Source organism: Rhizobium sp. TBD182 (assembly GCF_001950375.1).
Taxonomy (GTDB): domain Bacteria; phylum Pseudomonadota; class Alphaproteobacteria; order Rhizobiales; family Rhizobiaceae; genus Agrobacterium; species Agrobacterium tumefaciens.
In genome coordinates, this window is sequence record NZ_BDLN01000003.1 from 3,043 (window position 1) to 26,246 (window position 23,204).

At 56.9% G+C, this 23,204-nt stretch carries 20 protein-coding genes; 7 read left to right on the forward strand and 13 right to left on the reverse strand.

Annotation, left to right across the window (positions count from 1 at the left end; genetic code table 11):
- Positions 1-361: 361 nt before the first annotated feature.
- The 4 genes from traA (at position 362) to T18_RS12370 (ending at position 8,430) form a co-directional block, all read left to right on the forward strand.
- A complete protein-coding gene (traA, locus tag T18_RS12355) occupies positions 362-4,111 on the forward strand; it encodes a Ti-type conjugative transfer relaxase TraA (RefSeq protein WP_038495613.1) in 3,750 nt (1,249 codons plus the stop codon).
- Between the two features lie 249 nt (positions 4,112-4,360).
- Complete coding sequence (locus T18_RS12360; protein ID WP_111788556.1) at positions 4,361-4,891, forward strand: MgtC/SapB family protein; 531 nt, start codon at positions 4,361-4,363, stop codon at positions 4,889-4,891.
- Between the two features lie 313 nt (positions 4,892-5,204).
- Entirely contained in the window at positions 5,205-6,302 is a 1,098-nt protein-coding gene (locus T18_RS12365) for a hypothetical protein (RefSeq protein WP_233284975.1), read from the forward strand.
- 142 nt (positions 6,303-6,444) lie between these two features.
- Positions 6,445-8,430, forward strand: a complete 1,986-nt coding sequence (locus T18_RS12370; RefSeq protein ID WP_046205630.1) for a DKNYY domain-containing protein — start codon at positions 6,445-6,447, stop codon at positions 8,428-8,430.
- A gap of 40 nt (positions 8,431-8,470) precedes the next feature.
- On the opposite strand, the gene T18_RS12375 is transcribed toward T18_RS12370, so the two are convergent.
- A complete protein-coding gene (locus T18_RS12375; RefSeq protein ID WP_233284974.1) occupies positions 8,471-9,271 on the reverse strand; it encodes a hypothetical protein in 801 nt (266 codons plus the stop codon).
- 397 nt (positions 9,272-9,668) lie between these two features.
- On the opposite strand from T18_RS12375, the gene T18_RS12380 reads away from it, so the two are divergent.
- Positions 9,669-9,947, forward strand: coding sequence for a hypothetical protein (locus tag T18_RS12380; RefSeq protein ID WP_013760976.1), 279 nt, complete (start codon positions 9,669-9,671; stop codon positions 9,945-9,947).
- 429 nt (positions 9,948-10,376) lie between these two features.
- On the opposite strand, the gene T18_RS12385 is transcribed toward T18_RS12380, so the two are convergent.
- From T18_RS12385 to tssH, 12 genes are all read right to left on the reverse strand, one after another.
- A complete protein-coding gene (locus T18_RS12385; protein WP_013760977.1) occupies positions 10,377-10,826 on the reverse strand; it encodes a hypothetical protein in 450 nt (149 codons plus the stop codon).
- 2 nt (positions 10,827-10,828) lie between these two features.
- Positions 10,829-11,377: a hypothetical protein gene (locus T18_RS12390; protein WP_013760978.1), complete on the reverse strand. Its 549-nt coding sequence runs from the start codon at positions 11,375-11,377 to the stop codon at positions 10,829-10,831.
- Positions 11,374-12,591, reverse strand: a complete 1,218-nt coding sequence (locus tag T18_RS12395; RefSeq protein WP_038495603.1) for a hypothetical protein — start codon at positions 12,589-12,591, stop codon at positions 11,374-11,376. Before T18_RS12395 ends, T18_RS12390 begins: the two co-directional genes overlap by 4 nt.
- Before the next feature lies 1 nt (position 12,592).
- Positions 12,593-12,970 carry a PAAR domain-containing protein gene (locus T18_RS12400; protein ID WP_013760980.1) on the reverse strand — a complete coding sequence of 126 codons (378 nt, stop codon included), beginning with the start codon at positions 12,968-12,970 and terminating at the stop codon, positions 12,593-12,595.
- A gap of 16 nt (positions 12,971-12,986) precedes the next feature.
- Entirely contained in the window at positions 12,987-13,520 is a 534-nt protein-coding gene (locus T18_RS12405; RefSeq protein ID WP_038495600.1) for a hypothetical protein, read from the reverse strand.
- Positions 13,521-13,526: 6 nt separating this feature from the next.
- Positions 13,527-14,492 (reverse strand): hypothetical protein, encoded by a 966-nt coding sequence (locus T18_RS12410; protein WP_173615057.1) that lies wholly within the window; start codon positions 14,490-14,492, stop codon positions 13,527-13,529.
- The gene (locus T18_RS27655) at positions 14,489-14,953 is read right to left on the reverse strand and encodes a hypothetical protein (protein ID WP_233284973.1); all 465 of its coding nucleotides are present in this window, start codon (positions 14,951-14,953) and stop codon (positions 14,489-14,491) included. Before T18_RS27655 ends, T18_RS12410 begins: the two co-directional genes overlap by 4 nt.
- Before the next feature lie 8 nt (positions 14,954-14,961).
- Entirely contained in the window at positions 14,962-17,115 is a 2,154-nt protein-coding gene (gene tssI / locus T18_RS12415) for a type VI secretion system tip protein TssI/VgrG (RefSeq protein ID WP_013760984.1), read from the reverse strand.
- Between the two features lie 13 nt (positions 17,116-17,128).
- Positions 17,129-17,629, reverse strand: coding sequence for a type VI secretion system amidase effector protein Tae4 (locus T18_RS12420; RefSeq protein WP_038495594.1), 501 nt, complete (start codon positions 17,627-17,629; stop codon positions 17,129-17,131).
- An 11-nt stretch (positions 17,630-17,640) separates the two neighbouring features.
- A complete protein-coding gene (locus tag T18_RS12425) occupies positions 17,641-18,030 on the reverse strand; it encodes a Rap1a/Tai family immunity protein (RefSeq protein ID WP_038495965.1) in 390 nt (129 codons plus the stop codon).
- A 107-nt stretch (positions 18,031-18,137) separates the two neighbouring features.
- The gene (locus T18_RS12430; protein WP_004431488.1) at positions 18,138-18,614 is read right to left on the reverse strand and encodes an Hcp family type VI secretion system effector; all 477 of its coding nucleotides are present in this window, start codon (positions 18,612-18,614) and stop codon (positions 18,138-18,140) included.
- 57 nt (positions 18,615-18,671) lie between these two features.
- Positions 18,672-21,341 (reverse strand): type VI secretion system ATPase TssH, encoded by a 2,670-nt coding sequence (tssH, locus tag T18_RS12435; RefSeq protein WP_038495591.1) that lies wholly within the window; start codon positions 21,339-21,341, stop codon positions 18,672-18,674.
- A gap of 220 nt (positions 21,342-21,561) precedes the next feature.
- On the opposite strand from tssH, the gene tssA reads away from it, so the two are divergent.
- Positions 21,562-22,617, forward strand: a complete 1,056-nt coding sequence (tssA, locus tag T18_RS12440; protein WP_075807672.1) for a type VI secretion system protein TssA — start codon at positions 21,562-21,564, stop codon at positions 22,615-22,617.
- A gap of 65 nt (positions 22,618-22,682) precedes the next feature.
- A complete protein-coding gene (gene tssB, locus T18_RS12445; RefSeq protein ID WP_038495588.1) occupies positions 22,683-23,192 on the forward strand; it encodes a type VI secretion system contractile sheath small subunit in 510 nt (169 codons plus the stop codon).
- Positions 23,193-23,204: the final 12 nt, after the last annotated feature.

A 23,204-nucleotide genomic window follows, 5' to 3' on the forward strand; every position in this document is an offset into this window, starting at 1 on the left:
CTTTGAAACTCCGATTTTTGGCAGCCGCCAATCAAATGCCTGTCTCCTGCACGCAAATTCTTCCGGCGGGTTGCCTGCGCGCGCTCCTCTATGTCGAGCCGCGCCTGCAATGTCTTCCTCCACTCCTCCCTTCTCCCTGATCCGTCGTGCGATCAGCCTGCACCTATCGCCCTCCCCTGATTGACGCGATTGTGTCCCTATTCAAACACGAGCAATTGCCACTTGGCGACTACTACTTTTAGTAGTCGAAATGCCCGTTCGTTGTTGCTAGCCTCGCCACCGGTAAACAGACAAGGGCGCACTTACGACTTGCGGCGCGTTTGAGCGTTTGGTCTCCCCGTTTGCGTATCGGAGATTTCGTTTGGCGATTTATCATCTCAGCACCAAACCTGTCTCGCGGTCATCCGGCCGCAGCGCTGTCGCATCCGCCGCCTACCGTTGTGCTGTTCTTCTCGTCAATCAACGCGATGGCCTTGTGCATGACTTCACCCGCAAAGAGGGTGTCGAGCATAGTGAGATCATGCTGCCGCAAGGCGTGTCTGCCGACTGGGCTTTGGATCGCTCGAAATTGTGGAATGCTGCCGAGTTTGCAGAAAAGCGAAAAGATGCCCGCGTCGCCCGCGAATTCGAAATCGCGCTTCCGCATGAGCTTTCGACAGAGGGGCGACTGAAGGCTGCACAAGCCTTTGCCCAGGATCTGGCAAACCGCTATGGCGCGGCCGTGGATTTTGCAATCCATTCGCGGAGTGAGCATGGTGATATCAGGAACTACCATGCGCATGTGCTGATGACGACGCGACAGGTTGGCAAAGCCGGCCTTGGCGATAAAACTGTTCTCGAGCACAAGAACGCACGGCTGTTGGCAAATGGCATGGCGACGACCGACATGCAGCTTCGCGATATCCGGCAATCATGGGAAGGCATCGCCAACCGTCAGCTTCAACGCGAAGGTCTGGATGTTCGCATCGATCATCGCTCGCATATTGAGCGCGGTCTTGAGTTGTCGCCGACCGGGCATATGGGCGTGCACGCGTCGCAGATGCAGCAACAAGGAATGGCCGTCGAGCGCGGGCGACTGGATGACGAGGCAGCACGGCAAAATGCCGAACTGATCCGCCAAAAACCGGAACAGGTTTTGACGCTGATCAGCCATGAGAAGAGCGTGTTCGATCGCCACGATATTGCCAAAACCTTGCATCGCTACATCAATGATGACGCCCAAACATTCCAGAACGCCTTTGCGGCTGTCATGGCATCACCAGCGCTCGTGGAACTTCAGCCTGAGCGCATCGATGCCGAGACAGGCGAAGTGTCCAATGCGCGCTATTCGACGCAGGACATGATCGACCTGGAACTTGGCATGGCGCGATCGGCGAACCGGTTGCATCAGGCGCAGTCCCATGGCGTCGATCCTCACCATGTCGATCGAGCCATGGAGAGGCAGGATAACGCCATTCGCAAAAGCTCCAGCGGACCGTCGGCTGCGCGCGATCCGTCAGCGGGATTGTCGGACGAACAGCGTCAGGCGATCGCGCATATTACAGGTCCAGAACGCATCGCCGCTGTGGTCGGGTTTGCCGGTGCTGGAAAGTCCACCATGCTGGCAGCCGCTAGCGAGGCGTGGGAGGCGCAAGGCTATCAGGTCCATGGTGCGGCACTTGCCGGAAAGGCAGCCGAGGGTCTTGAGGAAAGTTCCGGCATAGAGAGCCGCACGCTTGCGTCATGGTCTTACAGTTGGGACCATGGCCGGGGTATGATCGGTCGCGGTGACGTGTTCGTCATTGACGAGGCCGGCATGGTCGGGAGCCGGCAGCTTGCCCGCTTTATCGGAGAAGCGGAAGAGCGCGGCGCAAAGATCGTTCTCGTCGGCGACCATGAGCAGCTCCAGGCGATCGGGGCCGGCGCACCCTTCAGGGCGATTGCCGAGCAGATCGGCCATGTCGAACTTTCAAATATTCGCCGCCAGCGCCATGATTGGCAGAGGCAAGCATCGGTTGCCTTTGCGACCCACAAGACGGCCGAGGGCCTCGCCGCCTACCGGGATCACGGCGACATCCACTTTGCGGAAAGCCGCGACGCGGCGATGGCGCAGATCGTGCGTGATTATCTTGCCGACAGTGAGAAGCGTGCCGATGGCACCCGGGTTGCCATGGCGCATCGCCGCGCTGATGTGCGCGCCCTCAATGCCGCCATTCGTTCTGAACTTCAAAACAGACAAATGCTCGAACCCGGCCAAGAGTTGAGCGACGGTGTTGACCGTGGGGATGGTGAGGCCGGTCGCGAACTCACCTTCCAGACCAATAACGGCAAACGCGCCTTCGCCGCCGGTGACCGGATCATCTTCCTTGAAAACAACCGCGACCTCGGTCTCAAAAACGGCATGCTTGGCACAATCGAGCATGTGGATCCGGGCAAGATCATCGCCCGGCTCGATGGTCGAGGTGGCGACAGTGTCAGCATTCCGACAGACAGCTATCAGGCGATCGACCACGGCTATGCGACGACGATCCATAAAAACCAGGGAGCGACGGTCGATCGCGCTTTTGTGCTGGCGTCCAGCACCATGGACCGGCATCTGACCTATGTTGCCATGACAAGGCATCGCGACGGCGTGCAGCTCTATGCCGACATCAAGGAGTTCACCAATGCGGGCCGACTGGTTGATCACGGCATCGCGCCCTACGGGCATAATCGCCAGGCGCGAGAAAACTATTTTGTGACCCTGGAGAATGACAAGGGCGATCAGCGCACGGTGTGGGGCGTCGATCTCAAGCGGGCCATGCGAGATGCATCGCCAAAGATCGGGGACAGGATTTCCCTGCAGCATGAAGGCGCCACGCCTGTCACGCTTCCGGATGGCACCCAGGCCGAGCGCAATGCGTGGCGTGTCGTCAAGGGTGACGCGTTGGCGTACGAGCAGCTGACAAACCGCCTGTCGCGTTCCGGCGCGAAGGAAACCACCCTGGATTACATCAGCGACTTTGCCGAGCGGCGCGGGATCGCAAGCGACCCGGGGATCGCAAGCGACCCATGGATCTTAAGCGACCAACGGATCGGGCAAGAGTTTGGGGTGAGAAGCGAGATTGAACTTGCTTCCGCCAAAGATGGGCGTCAAGAGGTCTTGTCCCGTGCGGCCCATCTGCAACGGGAGCAGCAGGGCCGGCCATCAGAACGTCAGCAGGTTTACGAGGAACGTGCCGGCGATCTGGCCGGCCCTGTTCACCGCGAAGATCAGCCCAGGGCTGAGAACAACAAAGGCTATCGCCGCATCCGGTGGTCCGAGCTCATGTCGCAAGACGGCACCGTCCCTGCCCCCACAGAAACTGTAGTCCAACAATCGCTGATCGAAACAGGTAAGTCAGCTCCACTAGTGCCAGCGGTCACGCGTCACGACCGCAGCATCGAAGAGGTGGCCCGCGAAAGGGCGATGTCCGTCATCGAGCAGAGATTCGATACGGTGGAATCTCTCGCGCGGCACGTGTTCCGTGATCCGGTCGAGGTCACGGCGAGACTGCGCACCGCGATGACCGAGAAGGAAGGCAATGGAAAAATCATGGCAAAGGCCATGGCCGAGCAGCCCGAGCGGTTCGGGGAGCTACGCGGCAAGTCGGGTCTGTTCGGAAATAACAAGGAGCGGAAAGAGGCGCTGCAATATGCCAGGTCTCTCTCTGCCCATATCGGCTATGTCTCCGAGGCATGGGAGCGGCGGCTTGGCGAAGAGCGCGCGAGCGAGCAATGGCAGCGCGAACAGCGTGATGTGATCGAGGTACCTAACCTCACGCCGCCCAGCGCCGAGATGATTGCCAAGGTGGAAAAGACGCCGGTCGAGAAGCGGGACAAAATTATCGCAGAGCTGCGATCGTCAGCTGAGGGCCGAGCCGCGCTCGATGAGGCCACGCTGGTAGCCGAAGCGCTCACGCGGCGGTTTGGTAGTTCCGATCCCCGAAGGTTCGCCGAAGAACTCGAGGCACGGCCGGAGCTCACAAAGCAGGCCGAGCAGATCAACACGATCGCCCGCATGGTGCATCGTACACGCCATGCCGAGCTCAACCATGACCATGCGCTGAAACGGCAGCTTAACCGGTCTAAGGGGCTTGGATTGAGCCGATAGTGCGTGCCGACGACAACATTGGCGTCCTTTAATCGGTCACCCCAAAAGTGCGCCACGCTTCCAGATTTCCTAGGCGTCCCGATGCACCTATCACCGTTCAGCGCTCGAGACGGCTTCCCTCAGCAGTTCATCAGGACTGAATCAAACAAGCCGAGCTGTCCGGCGAAACGGGGTACACTCCAGCCTGCCTACAGAGGGCCCCCACGAAATTGGGTCACACGAAGCCCAAGTAGCCCAGCGGCCTGCGCCCTGCCCGCCATCCTCGAAGTTAACGAGGATATCCGCATGGGCGGCCAGGTGGTGACGGGGATAGGCTTCCTTGGCGCAGGACTGATCATGCGCACCGGCCTCAACATTCGCGGGTTGAGCACGTCGGCGACAATATGGGCTACGGGAGCGATCGGCGTCCTTGCGGGTTATGGAGAAATTTTCGAGGCTGCTGAGGCAACGCTTCTGATCTTGCTGATCAACATAACCTCCCCCAGAGTTGTTCGGCTCATCGAGCGCTTTGTTCCACAACACCCAGTCGAGTCACAACGTCGTAGGGTTGAGGTCCGCACGACCACGGAAAGCGAAACCGAGGTCCGGTCGAGTTTGATGAGCCAAACGCGTGACCATCAACTAGCAGTCACATCACTCGCACCGCGCGTCAATTCACTGGATAGGACCATCACCATTGATGTCACTATTTCAGGTGACGACGTTAACGACGAAGTCATGAGCGTTCTTGCGCAATCTCTTAGCTTGTCGCCAAACATTCTTTACTGCACCTTCACGTAGTTTGGAGACGCCAGGGCCGGTTCAACGACAACGCCATAGCCGCCATGTTCGCGCACACGAACATCACATTCCCTTGACATCTGTTCTCGGAGATTTTTGAGAGCTGTCACGATTTCGGCCGTCTGGCGCTTTTTCCAATGCCGTTTCCATGAGAGTCTTCACCAGTCTAAACTCAGAGGTTGTGTCGCTGTACTTTTCATTGCACGGTTAGGCACAATTATAATTTTTGATGTTGACCGGGGAGCGGATGGTACACGGAGAGAAATGCCGGTCTTTTGCATGTGTGCTTGTCGCAACTTCGGTCGCCGTTACGATGTTCGCCGGAACCGGTTTTGCACAGGATAACGATAGTGCCGTTCAAAATGCCGTACCGGTGATGAGAAAATTCGATTTCTCAGCGCCAGCCCTCAATCTTGAAGGGACGCTTTCCCCAAATGCTACGGTCGAAACCGTACCAATGAGTCCGACGGAGCCTGGCACAATCGGTAATGTGAAAGTCATCGGAAAAATAACTTCAGATTCGTCCAGTCCGAAAATCGAGACGACCTTTATCGGGTACAATCTGCAGGCGCCATCGGCAGCGTTCCGGATCTGCACTTACCAGGCAGACACTGCTGGATACACAACGCGCGTCTCAAAAGTTGCATCGGACCTGACAGAAGCTATGCTTCTGGGCACCAAGGATCAGAGCGGCGAACCACATAGCGCCCTTATCAGCTATTGCTTCTCTCGCGGGAAGCAGGCGCTGGGCATAAATTTCGTTGCAGATGTCAGCAACGCGGCGGATGCTGACGCGGCTTATGATCTGGTAGTTCGGGCTGACAAGTATGCCGTTGCGTTCATTGACAGCCTCTCATGGGAAAATGGAGAAGAATCAAGCTTTGGGGAGGAGCTGCAATCGGTTCCTGTTCGGATAGCCAACGAGCGGATCGCACTCCGCATCCCGGACCAGTGGGAAATACCGATCAACGATTTTCATGGCGCTTTGCCGGCCGAGTTGCACATGATCAGGCGCAAGGGCGGAAGAGATGTTGGCCTGATATGGCTGCTCGTTCAGGACATGAAGGAAAAACCGGACCTGGAAATGGCCGGAGCCACGATCGTGAGGGATTACTTTGTCAGGCAGACACCTGATGCCCGGCCACCCGCACTGATATCGAGTGAGGAAGACAGTCTGCTTGCAAAACAGGGAATCCCCGCACGCACCTTCCGGTTTTCAGTGACAGACAAAAAAGGTCAGGACAGCGGCGATATAGATGCGACCGTCATATGGCGGAATGGGCGCCTGCATGTACTCACCCTTTGGTCAGCGTGGCCCTCCGCCGCCGATAACAGCAACTTCTTTTCCCGTCTTCCAGCTCTTACTGTCTACGATATCGTGCGACAAGCCATGGTAACAACGCAGCAATAAGGTCCGGCGCAGATAAAGAACCAAAGCGCACAAAATGTAGAAAAAACATCAAACTAGGGTATTTTCTTAAAGTAAAAAAAGCCTGTTTCCTTCTGGTATTTTGAGCCGCAAAAAATGGCGCAAGATAGACAGGTAAACTGGCTTGGAACCACGGCTGGCATTGACACCACAGATCGGAGCGGACTTGGGCGGAACTAAGCTGACTGAACTTTTCCCACTACCCTATGCCCATTGGTATGCGGCCACTCTTTTTGCCGAGGCCGGATATGCTGCGTCACAGATATTCGAGCGTCTCAACATAGATCCCGCGCGCTGGCAACGGTTCCAAGAGCGCTACAGCCAACTTCATTACGCCAATACAAATTGGGTTGCGGCCGCGTTCAGGCGGGACGGACTTCCCGAACCCGAGCAGGATCGGGCGCTTTTCCAGCGTCTGACGGGGAATGACGGCATCGGCCTATCGGTAACAGAACCCTTCAGCATGCGCACAGAGCTTGCGGCTTTGCGGCGGGCAGTCGAAGCTAATCCTCGTATCGGCCCCTTCGCCAATGTCGACTGGGTCGCGCATTACATCGGAGAAAGACGATTCCCGACCATCCGCTATATCCACAATGGCCATCAGGTCTATGTGGACGGCGCACCAATCCGCGACCGCAAGGGCGTCCCGTTGTCCGGGGTAGACCCCTTCACCTTTCGACAGCTTGGTGACCGCTGGTTTTGCGACGATAGACATGTCTACGGCCAGGGCGAGACACCAACGAAGCTTTTCTGGTTCTCAGCGCGCGGCGCCGATCCAGACAGCTTCACCGTTCTGAATCAACGTTATGGTGTCGACAAGGCCGCCGGTTATTACATTACCAACTTGCGCCTTCCCACCGAGGAGCCGGGTACATTCGGGATCGTCAGCTATTATTACGGCAGCGGCCAGAAACCGGGCATCCGTATCGAAGAGAGTCACTACGCAAAGGACAGTCGCAAAGTCTATGCTTACGGGGTCGCGATTGAAGGCGCGGATGCGGCCAGTTTCCATTCCATCGGCGACGAAGGCAGATATTTCGCTGACAGGAAGCATGTCTATTGGGAGAAGAGCCTGATTCCCGACGCGGACCGAGAGAGTTTTGTCTGCGCATCAGAAGCAGGTCAGTATCGCGCTTATGACAGCGAGCGGCCGTACTATGCAGGGCAACCTCAATCAGTCTCGGCAGAATTTGAGTCTTGGAGCGGCTATTTCGAGAACCATCCCGAGATTGCCGACAGCTGGTGGCACCGGGAGAAGGCACGCCGTGCGGTAAGCGCGTCTGTGGGGAATGAGCCAGTACCGATCGGCGGTCTCTATTACAGCGATGGACGCCGGATTCTGGTTAGGCCACAGCGTCCGCAGGAAGCCGAATGGGTCTCACTCGATCATTTCGACCACGACAGCTTCCGACACATCGTTGATGTGTTCGGGCAGGATCGGCACGGCCTGCGCTACTTCTTGCCCGGCCTCGAACATTACGGGATGGAGCCCATTGAGAAAGCCGATCCCGCTAGCTTCGAAAAGCTCGACGGCCCATGGTTCAAAGACAAGCAGCAGGCCTATTACATCGACAGTACAGCACCTTTACCAGAGCTTGCTGTCGTCAAAATCGACATGGCGAGCTTCGAGGTTTTGGGCGGCGCCTATGCTCGTGACGCAAAAGGGCTGATCGTTGAAGGTGTGCGCAAGCGCGGCATCGACAATCCCGCAGCGGTGGAATCGCTCGGCTTTTCCTTTGCACGGATGGGCGATACCCTGCTTTATCGCGGGAAGCCCATCAGCCGGCCCGGCAAGGTCAATCCCGCCACAGCGCGTGGTGTCAACGATCAGCTTCTGATTGATGCGAACGGCGAGATGCTGTTCGGAGGCAGTTATCGCAAAAAGATTCCTGGAATCGATCCAGCCATTTTGCATTTCCTCAACCGTGTATTCGCAGTTGACGCACGGCATGTTTACGCGATGACCGATACAGGACTGCTGCTCATTGAGGATATTGAACCGGGCGAAGTCGAGCTAGCCGGCCTCTACGCGGTCCGGGTGGGCGACACACAGCTCCACGTTTCCGGTGGCATCGTAAGGCGGTTACGACCCGAAGATACAAGTGGATGAGTAATGCCTGATATCAAAGCTCCCCCCGAGGCTGGGTGCGTCAGTAGTGACGAGCGGCGTGCGGAGGTGCCAGGGCGGTGAAACCTGCGCCGTTGAAGTCATGCAGGCGCGAGGAAGACTCAATAGGCATGACATTACCGGATCGGAAGTCGCTTTTTGCCAGCCTATAGAGGCACCCGCCGCGTGCAAACACCAGATCGCCGCCATCCCAGTCTGCCCAATCCGTTTCCGGAAGGTCGACAAGCAATGTTCCGTCCCGGTCAAACACGCGGTAGTCCAGTCCGTACCACGCCTTTTGACTGCGACCGATCGAATGAAGAACCATCTGAAGGCTCCGGCCGTTTGCACCCGGTTTTTGCAGGACACGCGGCTTGTTGAAGCTGTAAAAGGTCGAGGCCTTCAGGCCATTGGTTTGCCCCTCACCGGCGTCGATCACACGCCAACCGTCACGCGCAAGTATGTAGCCGCTGATGGGCTCGTCCTCTCCACGTCCCGACAATATACCGCACGGGTCCACTTGCATGCCTCGCTTCAATCGAAAACCTGGAGCGAACGAGACGCGGTTATCGTCAAACGGATGGTTGAGAAGCAGTTTGTTCTCGTCCTCGAAAACACCGCCTCCTCCCCACGCGTCTCCTTTTGGCCAAAGCGTCAGTGCGGTGAAGAATGGCGGCTTCGATATGGCCGTCCAGCTCGCGTAGGGCGGGCGATTTGTGGCCGCGAAGTAGACCAGAAGTTCTCCGGACGGAGAAAGATCGCAGCGTCTCTCGTAGACCCGTCCCTTCAACCATTGACCATGTTCAAAAGTGTCGGTGCGCAAGTCCCAGCGAATGAGCTGCACCAGCCGGCTCGGGCCGCGCCGAAATATGACACCTGTTCTCGCTGACCGTGCCAGGATCGCATACAGCCTCGGTGCAAGTGCCTTCCGAGAAGGATCTACAGTCTGCTTGCCTTTCTCTACAGCCACCTGAGCAACTTTCTTCCGGCACTATCTGATGCCGTCATGTAGGACGTCACATGACAGTTTATCCCTGTGTCCGCATCGAGCTTGCGGACTTCCATCTCTCACCTCTCCGAAATACCGCGCAACACCATTATCAGATACTGGACGAAAAAATCGACATTGCGTAGTTTTAAACAACAACTGCATCCATTGAAGCGATTTGACACTTCGTCTCCCACGATTTGATCCAAACCCGGATACGTCGCCGTTTCAACCGATCGCACAGGAGAAACGCTTGCTGATACTTGAGATCGTCATTTTTTCTGCGGCTCTTATCGCGGTTGGCCTTCTGGCTGTGCAGCAGATTATCGCGCAGGTTCGGGAGTATAATTTCTACAAGAAGAATGGTGGTGATTTTTCTGTCGACAGCAACATGGATCACGTCAAACTTGACAGATCCATGCACTACAACGACCTCCGCCTCACGAACTGGCAGCGATTTTATCTGTTCCGCCCAGCCTGCATCGCGATGCTCGTCTTTGTTTGGGCTATGATGGTAGTCTCTTTGCTTTAACTGAAACGCCAGGCTTAGGTTGCCCTTGGCATTGCTCGTCGACCAGACTGTTTCGGCAAGCCCCCTGCAGCACCTCACCGGTGCCAAGACAATGCGATTTTGTTCGGCAAGCGGTCGGAGGCAATGGCGATCTTAGTCATTCGGTTTAGGCCGAGGTTTAAATTTGACGTGCCTGCGTATAGCGCTGCGATTGCGTGTGGCCATGCGGGCTGTTCAAAGCCACCTCGACGTTAAGCGGATACAAATGCCTCTTCTGGCTGCGCAAATCCGCAAGATGCGCTCAAACGCTGAACTCGAGGTCCAAATCGTTGACCTTCGCGATCGCATTCGTTCCGCTCTTCGTGTAGACGACCTAGGTGCCGGCCAGCGAATACATTCCCAGACCCTTCCCGCACACCCGTGATCAGTCCTCAGTGGGGTCGTCCGCCATTACCCGATCGTATAGTTCGATGCTACGCCGCGAAGATGTGTGACCGTCGCTTGCGACAAAACACCACTGCCCAGATAATCAGCAAAGCTGAATGAGAATATGTCACTTCGTTCTATCGCCTTGACCAGATTGGTATCACCAAAGACAACGAGGTATTCGTGATCCTCCGGCGCCCAGATCCAGAGATCATGAGCTGAAAAATGGATCAGAAGGCCATAAGGCGAATTTTCAAACAGTGCATCAAGCACCAACCCGACCGGTTGCGGTGCAAAATGGCGCGGAGGCTGACCGAACTCGTAAGCAGCGAAATCAATCTCGTTACTACCGATACGCGCGGCGACGAGAGCGATTTCCTCCTCGCTTGGAAATTCGGGGTAAATCCTCGCCGCGAAATTTCTGTTTCGAATGGCCTGATGATCCAGCGTGCAGTCTTTTCCAATGAAGTCCATAATTAAACCCCAGGTCCGTCATTATAGCGTATCTCGGTCTGACGACCGTTTGGCCTACGTATTTGCAACGTCGGACGACCGTCAGAGCTTCCCGGACGGACGGTAACCTTGCTGCCGTCTTCCAGTTCCCCCGTGCGGCCCGGCCCGTATTGTGTTTCGATACCTTTCTCCTTGCCCGGTTTCAAGGAATCGAAGTCGCGTTCGGCTTCCGCCATACCGCCATCCTTTTCGCCGTGTTTTGTCTTACCCTTTGTCTGTTGACTGACGCCCGCTTCATCCTCCAGTTCCTCTTGCCGCTTCTTCTGTTCTTCCGCCTTTGCCGAATCGCAGTTCCCAGTGCAGCTTCCCGCCTCGCCATCGGCGGGTTCAGAATGGCTCTCATTGTACATTTTGTAGAGTTCGTAACCTTCATAGGCCAGCATGGCGAGGCCGATTGCTGCACCAACTGGCCCAAGAAAACCGAGCGCGGCGCGGGCACCGAGCCTCGTTGCCACGCCTGCAGCCGCACGGCCAAGCAGAACCTCCCCGCCAGCAGCAGCCACGGCAGTCATGCACCCCCCCGTTCTTTCGCCGCATTCGCCATCAGCCGCATCATTTCATCCAGCCGAGCGTCAGGATTGCCGCCTCTGAGGTTCTGGCGAATATCAGGTGCTTCGATGAAGCGCCCGTTGCTTGCGCTCATAAGGTAGGTCCACTGAAAGAATCCGCGCTCGGTTTTCAATCCGAAAATTCGTGCCTGTGTTTCATATCGTTCCATGAATATGAGCGCTTCGCGCTCGTCCATGCCTTGTAGCAAGTGCGGCGCGGACCTTTGAAAGGCCGTCACTCGGCGGCGACGCGCGGCGAGCATTCGCGATGCACTGATGACCTCGATATTCTCAGGAGTCAGGCGCAACATGCCGCCCTGCGCGACGACATCAACCGGTCGATGAGCGCGCTTGATGTTCCCACCCCATGCCTCGGCCGGAGCGAAGTAGATTTCTTCGGCCGGGCCCATAAGGCGCACCACCTGTTCCGGTGAAAGCGCCGGCAACACCTGCATCATGACATTCGGGTCGGCATGGCGGAAAACAACAATTTCGCTACGACCCCGCGCCCCTTCAAGATCAAGGGCGAACGATGCCCCTTCTTGCGCATCGCCGGCTGCTAAGGAGATATCACCGGCTTCTCCGGAAACCGAACCGCTCAATCCCGCGAGCGCGTCTCGCTCAAGAGGCAGAAAGATACGGTTAATACCACGAAGATGCCTGTAAATTGTTTCCTCAGAAAGGGCGCGATCACCGACCCAGAATACCACAGCCGGCCTGTCTGCGATAAGCTTGAGCAGGGCCTCTATTCTGCTCTTTACCCGCCCAGGCAAATCGATCTCGTCGGCGGGCATCAAGCCGCCGCCACTTTCATCACCATTGGCGACTGCTTTCGCCATGTCGTTCGACAGTTTCGCTGCCAGCGCCTGCAGTTCCTCGTCGCTTGGCTCCGCGGTCTCGACCAAGCTATCCGGCGCACTTGAGGCGGGCGGCGAGAGACTAAGTGAAACGAGCCACGGCCCGCCGAGCACAATTGCCGAATTGGAACCCGCCGACCGATAGAGCGGCCTGTGGCACAAACCAGCCGCCGAAAGATCCGCTGTTAGGTTACCGAAGAGAGCTCCGTCCAGCACCGCATAGATTCGCCTGTCGCAACTGTCCGCAATCCGGGAGAGGCGTTTCAGATAAACCTGACCGACCGCTGGCACCTCCGCTCCGCCGTTAAGCTGGCTCTGCATCTTATCCTCGAACCGTTGGAACGGACCGCGCGGCCATGCTTGCCTGGCACGAGGTGGCATCACTGCCGCCCTTTGGCTCACGGTCGCCGATGTAGACGTCGGTCGAACCGGTTTGCGCATTGCCGCCACAGTCAATCGCATCGCCTACTCGACCGGCCCGCTTGCCGTTGATGAAGACGGTGGATGCTCCAGCCGCCAGAGCCCGCGGATGTGAGGGCTTCGGGCAGGACGGGCAGCCATGCGGCAAATAGGCATCCCCGACGCGCATCAGCGGCCGACCATTCACATAGACATTATTACTACCCCCGGTCGCCGGTGTGGGTGGAAAATGGCAGGAATGGGAGGAACCTATATCGGCACGGCGATGAGCTTTGGGCATCGGCTGTATCCCCTTTTCAGCGCGCCTGAAGCATGGCGCGTGTCAGTAACCCAAGCCGTGCTCCTTGCGGCGGGACAAACGATCCAGGGAGCCATTCGGGCTTCGAGGCCAAGGCAAGAGCAACGGCAAAATCGTCATCCTCGGTACGCAGAAGCGCACTCAGATCTACAGGAACAATAGCGGGATTGAGCATAAGCGCAGCAAAATCGCTGCCGATTTCAGGGTCGATCTGCCAATGCAAGCTTTTGCCGCGTCCTGCGACCTCGGAAAAGGTGACATCCCCCTGACACCAGGACAGAGCGGAGCAGCCCAGCGGTGTCCAGCCTTGGCCATCGCACAGCATTCTCCATCTGTCGGCGGAGAATTGTGATAGATTCGCCAACAGCTCATGTTGGGTTCTTATCGCTTTCAGCGCGATGTCACGGCTTGAGCCACCCGCATTGAGCATGCGTACATAGGTATTTTTCCACTGGCGCTCGGTGGAATGGAGCTCTAGCCAAATTCCCGCCGGCGTAGAACCGTCGTCAAATTTCACTGGCTTTGATAACATGCGGCCTCACCTCCCCTCATAGAATATATGTTGCTTGTCCATAGGCACCCAAGGCATGAACGGGTTACTGTCAGGGGAACGCGCACCCGAATAGAATTTCTCGGTCATTTCTACCGACCTCTGCAGTGCATAGCCGGAATCAGGGAAACCGTATTTAGCGGGATTGACCTGCATGTCCCTAGTGATCGAGTTGATGATACGGTCCTGTTCCGCGATACGATCAAGCTGCTTTTGATAGGTATATTCTTCCGACTTCCATTCACGGAAAAATGGATGAACGTTGTAGGCTTGGAATGGATATTCCTCGCGTTTTGACCGGGACAACTCGTTCCAGAGCGAGTACCATTTTTTAACTCGCCAAAAGCCCATCATGGAACCCAGGGACGCGCCAACCAGGGTGGCTTCGGTCTTGACATTGAGGGCCGTCGCCCCTTTGAAAAGATTGCGGGCGTCGGCAAGATAATATGTCCCGACCCCTATTGCCGCATCAACAGAAGCCCCTGAGACCCACCCCATGGTGTAATCCAGATCGTTGATACAAAACGGTTTGAGAGCGCTCATTCCGTTCTGTTGCGCAGCAAGAAAACGGTAAATTTTTTCAGCGGAATCATACTGGTCTCCCGCTGTCGGGATGTCCGATATGTCCTTTGCGGTTTTCATATCCTCTATCGTCTTGAGTTGTTCGGAAGCCCCGCCGCCCTGACCGATCCTCATCGACTGCCCGCCGCCGCGTTCAACGCGCTTGGCGGCATTGGACATGCCGTAACCTGCTGACAGGCCGGCCCCGTAGAACGAGGCGACACAGGCGCACAAGTTCTCCCGGCCGAACAACAGAAAGGTGTGCGCACCAAGAATCAGAGATGCGCCACTGTCATAACCAATCAGCCATGACTGGGATTTGGTATGTGCCAATCCAGCCCAGGAGTCGGGAGTTTTCAGGTCGTTGCCATAGGGAAATGCGCTGTCGCTCATTGCTCCGCCTGACCGTATTTGAATGGCACATAGGGTGCGAATGGTTTCGACGGATCGAAGTTCTGCTGTCCCGGATAAAGAAGGCAATAGAGCTTCTGTTTGTAAACGACCGCCAGTGGATAACACGCGTCCTTCTTGGCCATGCCGCCCGCGCCACATTGCTGGAGCCCCTCGAGAACCTCCATCGCTCGGCACTTTTCTTCCCTACAGTCGTAGTCCCTGATGTCCTCATAACCTTTAGAATAGAAAATGCGCGTTTTCGTATAGCTGTCTAACGGCCCAAGAACGGCCGCAAGCCCTGCATAGGCTCGGTCAACATCCTGCTTCTCTCCGATGTTGAAGGTGGATGGCGTATCCGATGTGAAGGCGAATTTGGCCGGATCGGTTTCGCATTCAATTGCGAAGGAAAAAGAGCTGGAGGCCATAAGGATCACACATGCCGGGGCCAGGATTCTCGTCATATTGCTTCTCAATTCAAATCTATCCTTCCGCCATTGACGACAACACGCTGTTCGCCATTGATCTCGATCTCTTCAAAGTCGAGAAAGAGCTTCGTACCGCTCAGCGTGACAGTTCCATCCTCATGCATCAAAACATTGGCCTTTCCGCAAGTCAGGTGCAATTCGCCCCCGCTATGTACGGTCGCGCTGTTTTGCGCAGACAGCGACATCGTGTCGTTGCTCATGAGATTGACACGTGTTCCTGCGTTGACGCTGTAGGACATACCGACATTGGTAGCCATTCCGGCCCCCACGTTGACGGCTTTGAACACACCCACGCTCTCAGTATTGTTCTTCTCGACGATGACGGACATATTGCCCTCGCCAGGATTGAGAAGCCCTGGAAAACCGAGGTTCTTTGCAACGTCGCCAATCCCGCTCACAAGCGAATTCAGCACCGAATTCACGACCCTTCCTATCCCGCTCGGCCCAACTGTAACCATCATATTGCCACCAACAACCTCGTGGTGGTTGTTGCGCACCTCTATCGACTTATTGTGGCCAACCGACTGGACCCAGTTATTATCAATCCGTTCGCTGTGATTGTTTCGGATTTTTTCGTTGCGGTCTTTCTGGGCGTGAATGTAAATTTCCTCGCGGCCATTCTCGTCTTCGAAAGTCAGTTCGTTGAAGCCCGAACCTTTGTGCGTGTTAGTCCGGAACGTGCTCTTGGTTTTGTTGGCAGGCAGCTCATAAGGCACTGTCTGACGCGCATTCGGCACCACGCCGGTGACCAGGGGCCGGTCCGGATCGCCATCCACAAATGCAACCATCACTTCCATGCCGATGCGCGGGATGATCTGGCCGCCCCAAGTTGAGCCCGCCCAGTTCTGCGCAACCCGCACCCAGCACGTATCCGTACCATCCTTCTTTGCCTTGCGATCCCAAGGGAACCACAGCTTGATGCGGCCATACTGATCCGGGTGGATTTCCTCACCCTCCGGGCCAGCGACGATCGCCACCTGGGTGCCTTCGATGCGCGGGCGTTTTGTTGACCGATGGGGCGTCAGCGGCACGCGGGCCGGAATTGCCTCGAAGTGATTGCGATATTCCGGTTCGTTGCTGTTTGTCTCATAGGAGAGATCAACGATGCTGTGGCTTGCCCTGATGATCACATGCTCTTCATAGGCATGTTCGGGATGGGCGACCTCGTAAGGCGTAAAGCGACGGCCGGGTTCGAGAATGCGTGAGGTGGACGATCCGAATACCCGGTCGTGATCGGCCTCGATCGCCTGGGTGCGCAGTTTCTGCGCCCGTTCCGCTTCTTCCACCGTCTTGATGCGGGCCGGATATTCGTAGAGCTCGCGCTTCGTCGCGTCCGGCATTTGCACCAGAGACGGCGTCATCGTGCCAGGCACCATGCCCGGCGTCTCGAAATTCCAGTCCGCGCCCGCCCGCTGGCCGGAGACATAGGAGAACCGCCGTGCCCAGTCATTGATGTGGTTGCGGTCCGACGAGCCCTGCGCCAGCCGCACCGTTCCCTCCCCCTGGGCAGCCGGAGACGGCCCGAGCCAGCCGCTGGCGCTATCGGCAACATGCAGCTTATGGGAACCGTCCTCGTGGCTGAACCAGTAGAACAGGCCATCCTCTTCGAAACGGCGGGTGAGATAATCCAGATCGGTCTCGTTAAACTGCACGCTGTAGTGCTGTGCAGGCGGCGGCGAGATGATGCCTGACGTATCGGGAGCAGGAATTCCGTGTTCGGAAAACAGCGTCTCAACGATATCGACCGCCGTCTTGTCCATCCAGATGCGGCAATCGGAACGCCGCGAAAGCAACCACATCTGTGGCCGGATGGTCATCGAGTAAGAGCGCAATCCACGCGTGATCGGAGGACCTTCATGGAGCTCTGTTACAAGGCCGTTAAAGGGACGGCGAACACCGCCGCCCTCACCCTCGCCCTGGCTGATCTCGAGCGAAACATCGACCAGCCGCCCGATCAGTTCCTCGGGCTTAACCGCCTCCTTCTTGGCACGCACCGTCAGGCGAATATCAAAGAGCTGCGATACGCCTTCCTCGACCGTCAGACGCTCCGGCAAAAGCTGATCCTCTCCCAAAGGCGACTTGACCTTGAGGACGCGGCTTGCCTGAACGAAATCAGAAAGTGACGACTGGTCGTTCATGGAACACTCCTAATCAGGACCCGCGGCTGGACTGAAGTGGCCAGAACCAGATCGTTTCCGAATTGTAGTAGCAGGCCGACGCGCATTGGGTGGCCTCTGAGCCACCCCGCACAAGATCGATATGGCCGCCTCCGGTGTAACCAGGGATATTGTTGAACGCCACAACACCGTTACGGGCACCGATGCCATTACGCGCTGTCGCGGGGGTAAACGGTTCGGGCTCGCCTAGATAGCTCGTCCGTTTCACCAGATTTGCGAGGCGGCGCATGTTCACCTCAATGCCCTTGCCCGCATATGGACCTTTCTGAATGCGATGCGAGGCTGGCACGATGTTGATCCCCGATTTAACGAAAGCGACGCTAACGCGGATGGCACAGGTATTGTGATAGTTCGGGTTACCGATAAAATCATCCCAGCCTATTTCCGTGAAAAGATCACGCTGGCTGACATAGTTCGGGTGCGACGGGTCGCTGCTCGGATAATTCTTATAAAGAGTGTCAAAGTTAACGCGCATGGTTCGTCCCACTAGTTACTTTTCTGCTCACAGGGAAAGGAGACCTTGAGCGCCTCCCGCACGAGAGTGGCTGCCTGTTCATCCAGTTTTTCCGCAGGAAGATCGCCGAGATAGGTGTAGATCCGGTCGGTGAGTTCATGGGGCGCCACGGCGCCTGCGCCACACCAGTCCGATCCGCTCGTCAGATCGGCAACGCCGGCGATATAGGCGCTTGATTTTGCAACGGAAACCAGCCGCCGCATTTCCGGATCGGACACCTCAGGGGCAAGCTTACCCTCGATGGCCTGCTTGAGTTCGGCACCAGAAAATATCCATGTCCGTTCCGCTGCACTGACCGACGAAAGACCGGACGATGCCAGAACAAAGGGCACGGAAACAAAAAACGCATATAGGGAGCGCATCAAAAAACCGCCTCGACCAAACTCGACGTGAAACATCACGACGTGAGCTGCAAAACTGCAATGAAACGTTCCGGTGCCAGCAACGCCGGCACCGGGTCACGTCACGATCAGGCAGCCTTCGTCGTTGCCAGATCGTAGGAGGCGATCATCGGAGACTGCGGCGAGTTGTTGTCGTCGAACGGCGTGTACTTCACTTCCATCTTCGTGAAGTTGAGCTTGACGGTTTCCACCGGACGGTCACCGCTGGAATCCACCGAGTAGCTGGCGATAAGCGTGTTTGTCAGCAGATACTCGATATAGGTGTTACCCGGATTACCCGTGGTCACCAGATGAATGGTTGCGAGCTTGCCGGTCCGGCCGGCGCAGGCTTCCTGGAAAAGCTTGGTGGAAGAAGAATCGCTAACCTTGGTCAGAATGACTTCCGAAATGGTCGGTTCGGATGCCTCGCGGTTTGCAGCAGAACCAGCAGAGGTGTTCATGTTGCGGGCCACGTTCCAGTGAATGGCTTCAATATCCATCCACTTGCGATGTTCTTCATGGGTGGCGTCGCCCTGGATACCGTCAATCTGCAGATAAATTGGCATGCTGTAAGCTCCTGTAGCTAAAATGACCTCTTGCTCCGAGGCCGAGTTACCCTTCGTTTAATGCCGCATGCGTCGGGTAGCCCCATCCGACGCGGCAACTTTATCCACCCCAACCTCTTCGGTTACGGCGAATTCATCTGCTTCCCCAGCCTCTTCGGCACGAATGCCGAACCCGTTTTCACCAAAATCGACAACAATGTTCCCGACACGCTCTCCCGCGATTACCTTTTCGAGGAAAAAGCTGGAAAGAGGCGGCAGGAGGTCCTTGCCGATCATGATTTCAATGGCGCGTGCGCCAATCTCACTTGCAACGGCGCGTGCCACCAGGGCATCTCGCGCCACATTGGACAGGGTCAGGCCGGTGCCATATGTTGCGAGCACACGTTCCCTGATCTTGCCAATCTGCATATCCACGATGCTTGCAAGCGCCTCCGTACCAAGCGGCATGAAGGGCAGAATGATCGTGCGCCCGAGGAACGCGGGCTTGAACTGTTTGGTAAGCTCCGGCATCAGAAGCGCTTCTAGCGCTTCGCCTTCCGGCATCGTGTCGGGATCGGCCGACAGCGCCGAGAGCAACTCCGAGCCTGTATTGGCCGTCATGAAGATAGTGGTGTTCTTGAAATCCACGTCGCGGCCTTCGCCATCGCGCAACACGCCCTTGTCAAACACCTGATAGAAAATGTCCTGGACGCCGGGGTGAGCCTTGTCGATCTCATCCAAGAGCAGAACGCCGAACGGCCGGCGGCGCACGGCTTCCGTCAACACGCCGCCTTCGCCGAAACCGACATAACCGGGCGGCGAACCCAGAAGCAGCGAAACCTTATGCTCTTCCTTGAACTCCGACATGTTGATCGTCGTCAGATGGCTGTTGCCGCCGTAGAGCATATCGGCGAGCGACAGCGCGGTTTCGGTCTTTCCCGTTCCGGACATGCCGACAAGGAAAAAAACCGCCGGCGGGCGGCGCGGATCGGACAATCCGGCCCGCGCAGTGCGCATGGCATCGGCAATCCGGGTAATTGCGGCATCCTGCCCCACCACACGCTGCCGCATGCGCGCATCCAGTGTCCGGGCACTTTCGATCTGGTCCGCCAGAAGTTTGCCGAGTGGAATTCCGGTCCATCGCGAAACGACGGCGGCGATCGCCTCACGATCAACAACTGTCGGGACAAGTCTGTCGGCATTTGCCGGCTTCATGTCGACCGCAGGCCGCAGGGGCGAGACATTGGAAACATCGCCTTCAGCCGGCTGCTCTTCGCTTAGCTCCGCCATCTCCGCGTCGTAACGCTCACGCAGATCATCGATCCCGCTCTCAAGCTTTTCGACTTCGCCCCGTATCGACTGGATACGGCTGTCAATCTCGTCATCCTGCGGTTCACGCAGAAGCCAGTTCAACTCATCGGTGAGAAGGCGCCGCTCGCTTTCCATAGCGCGCAGCCGCTCCGGTTGGGTCTGCCGTGCAAGCGAGACGGCAGCCGCGGCCGTATCCAGAAGGCTGACGGCCTTGTCCGGCAGCTGCCGCGCCGGCATGTAGCGTGCGGATAATTGCACCGCGGCCACGATCGCCTCGTCACGAACGAGAACGTTGTGATGGCTGACGAAGCTGTCAGCGACACCGCGCAACATGCGTATGGCGGTCGTCTCGTCCGGCTCGCGCACGTGCACGGGCTGGAAACGGCGGGTCAGTGCCGCATCCTTTTCGAAATATTTCTTGTATTCGCTCCAGGTCGTCGCCGCGACGGTGCGCACTTCACCGCGCGCCAGAGCGGGTTTAAGAATATTGGCCGCATCACCCTGCCCGGCCGCACCACCCGCCCCAACGAGGCCGTGGGCTTCATCGATGAACAGGATGATGGGTTCGGCCGAACGTTTGACCGCATCGATCACGCCATGAAGGCGGCGCTCAAACTCGCCCTTCACCCCGGCACCGGCCTGAAGGAGCGAAATATCGAGGTTCAGCAGGCGGACGTTGCGCAACTTTTCCGGAACGTTGCCAGACGCGATTTCGAGCGCCAGCGCCTCGGCAACCGCGGTTTTGCCAACGCCCGCCTCACCTACCAGAATGGGATTGTTCTGTCGGCGGCGCGTCAGAATATCAACGAGCTGGCGCAACTCATCATCGCGGCCGATAACGGGATCAACCTTGCCATTGCGGGCATCGGCGGTCATGTCCTGGGTGTAAAGGCGCAGGAAATCATTCTGGCCGGCAGACTGTCCTGCCCCTGCCTGTCCCGAGCCTGGCAGCGCGGAGGGAACATCCACGCCTGCGCCATTTTCGGCCGAGCTGCGAAGACGCTCAAGCGCCGTGCGATCCATCGCCTTGAGAGAAGGAAACGCCGAGCGGACAAAAGAGCGAAGTGAGGTTTCCTCATCCATCGCCAACAGCAGATCGCAAAGCGTCACGCGGTCGCGGCCAGCCTCTAGCGATGCAAGAATCCAGGCCTCCCGGGCCGCCGTTAGGATGTTCTGGGAGAGCGATAAAGCCTCTCCGTCGCCGATGATGGCCTCCTCCAGATTGCGGCCGATTTCAGCCTGCAATACCGGAAGTGGAATTTTTAATTCCTCGAATGTTTTCGCATAGATGCCAGCATCCACAACCGCAAGCAGCCAATGCGGGATATCGACGTATCTATGCCCCATGCGCACCGCAACGGAAGCCGCAGCTTCGAGGGTAACACGCAAGTCTGGCTCAAGCGCTGCAACAAGGCGATTGAGATCGATATGCGACATGCAATGAGCCTCCTGCCCGGGTTCATTCCACAACGTGACGTGGAGTAAATATGATGATGAAACCAACTTGTCCACCCCGAAGTTGATTTTTTGTCAGGTGAGATTATCCACTAGACGCCACAATTTAGACACATTTAGAATAAGTCTGTCTTATGAATAGCCTTACGTAAGGGAAGTAACTACAAAAAATCCATTACTAGTTCTTGGAGATAGACTGTCGTTGAACGCGCCACACGTTAAAACAAATTTGGAATTTTCGAGTGACTGCGGAGAAAATATCCGGGTCGACGCAAGAACGCGTGAAATATACTACAGAATTAAGGATGAAAGAAACCAGGCACGCACAGAAGAGCGCGCCGCGTCTCCGCAGGATAACCTCAAGATATCCAGTAGCTGGGACAATGTCAGCAATCTTGGATTGCAGATTATATATTCCGAAAGCAAGGATGTAGAAATATTGGCGTGGCTTGCGGAAGCATCGCTGCGCCTGCGTGGCTTCCATGGTCTGCGCGAAATCTACGATCTCGGCAAAGAGCTATTTTACAACCACTGGGACTCGCTGCGGTCGATTAGCGACGATAATGACGAAGAAAAATTTGCACCTTTAGCGGGACTGAACGGTGTCGGCAGCGAAGGAACGCTTGTTCAGCCTTTGCGCCTCGCCTCATTGATCCCAGGCGGCAAATTTGGCGAACATAGTCTCTGGGACTTTCAACTCGCGCAGCGCCCAAATGAGAGCAAACGTCGCGAAGAGCTATATCGGCTTGCGTCTGAAACTGGCGTTGCCGCCATGTCGTCCCAGTTGGCAGAGGTGACTGCGTGCCTCTCCTCGTTTGACGCCATCATGGCCATCCTTGCCGAGCGCTGCGGGCAATCCGCACCCCCGAGTTCCCATATCCGCAACACGCTGGTCGAAGCAGCGTCTGCAATTCGCTCGCTCGGCGGCCGCGACCAGGAACCGGCACCCGTCGAACAGGAACCTGTGGGCATCAGCGGTTCAGACGAGAGCGGGCCAACGGCCGCGCGTCCTGCCGTAATCGCACCGGAAGGCATATTAACGCGCGACGAAGCATTTGAAACTCTTCTCTCGGTTGCGCGTTACTTCCGCCGTACCGAGCCGCATTCACCGATCTCCCTTGCAATAGAGACATTGGTGCGCAGGGGACGCATGGATTTTTCGGAACTGCTGGCCGAGCTTTTGCCAGAAGCCCAGGTCCGCAACGCAGTCTTAACCGCCGCCGGCATCAAGCCAAGCGGGGATAGCAACGGAAAATAGAAAGCACGGAGCGCAACGCCGCTCCGTAACAGTCGTCTGTGCCAAGGGGCACCAAGGAGGTTGAAATGGCAAGTGTACATGAGAAGCTGGAGCGTGTTCGCAAACCACGCGTTCATATCAAATACGAAGTCGAAACCGAAGGCGCGATGGTGGTCAAGGAACTGCCTTTCGTGGTCGGCGTGCTCGGTGATTTCTCCGGCAATCCCACCCAGCCGCTCAAGCCGTTCGGAGAGCGCAAATTCGTTCAGATCGACCGCGACAATTTCGACGAAGTCATGCGGCGCATGACGCCGGGCCTCAACATTTCCGTTGCCAATACGCTGCAAAAAGATGGCACGGACATGCAGGTCAACCTGAAGTTCGAAAGCATGGACGATTTCGAACCCGGTGCCGTCGTGCAGCAGGTTCCGGCGCTCAAGGCGCTTCTGGATGCCCGCAACGAGTTGCGCGACCTTCTTTCCAAGGCCGACCGTTCGGAAGATCTGGAGCGGATGCTGGAGGATATTTTGCAGAACAAGACCGACCTCGCAACGCTGGTTTCCGAACTGAAGGAAAAGAACGGCGCGGGCGAATAATCGCTTGTGCGG

Bases quoted from the DNA above. Each gene is read 5' to 3' on its own strand.
- T18_RS27655 (WP_233284973.1), bottom strand. From the start codon at position 14,953: ATGACGAGAATCCTGGCCCCGGCATGTGTGATCCTTATGGCCTCCAGC.
- T18_RS12420 (WP_038495594.1), bottom strand. From the start codon at position 17,629: ATGCGCGTTAACTTTGACACTCTTTATAAGAATTATCCGAGCAGCGAC.
- T18_RS12395 (WP_038495603.1), bottom strand. From the start codon at position 12,591: ATGCAGAGCCAGCTTAACGGCGGAGCGGAGGTGCCAGCGGTCGGTCAG.
- tssB (WP_038495588.1), top strand. From the start codon at position 22,683: ATGGCAAGTGTACATGAGAAGCTGGAGCGTGTTCGCAAACCACGCGTT.
- tssI (WP_013760984.1), bottom strand. From the start codon at position 17,115: ATGAACGACCAGTCGTCACTTTCTGATTTCGTTCAGGCAAGCCGCGTC.
- T18_RS12405 (WP_038495600.1), bottom strand. From the start codon at position 13,520: ATGTTATCAAAGCCAGTGAAATTTGACGACGGTTCTACGCCGGCGGGA.
- tssH (WP_038495591.1), bottom strand. From the start codon at position 21,341: ATGTCGCATATCGATCTCAATCGCCTTGTTGCAGCGCTTGAGCCAGAC.
- T18_RS12430 (WP_004431488.1), bottom strand. From the start codon at position 18,614: ATGCCAATTTATCTGCAGATTGACGGTATCCAGGGCGACGCCACCCAT.
- T18_RS12390 (WP_013760978.1), bottom strand. From the start codon at position 11,377: ATGACTGCCGTGGCTGCTGCTGGCGGGGAGGTTCTGCTTGGCCGTGCG.
- T18_RS12385 (WP_013760977.1), bottom strand. From the start codon at position 10,826: ATGGACTTCATTGGAAAAGACTGCACGCTGGATCATCAGGCCATTCGA.
- T18_RS12410 (WP_173615057.1), bottom strand. From the start codon at position 14,492: ATGAGCGACAGCGCATTTCCCTATGGCAACGACCTGAAAACTCCCGAC.
- T18_RS12400 (WP_013760980.1), bottom strand. From the start codon at position 12,970: ATGCCCAAAGCTCATCGCCGTGCCGATATAGGTTCCTCCCATTCCTGC.
- T18_RS12365 (WP_233284975.1), top strand. From the start codon at position 5,205: ATGTTCGCCGGAACCGGTTTTGCACAGGATAACGATAGTGCCGTTCAA.
- T18_RS12425 (WP_038495965.1), bottom strand. From the start codon at position 18,030: ATGCGCTCCCTATATGCGTTTTTTGTTTCCGTGCCCTTTGTTCTGGCA.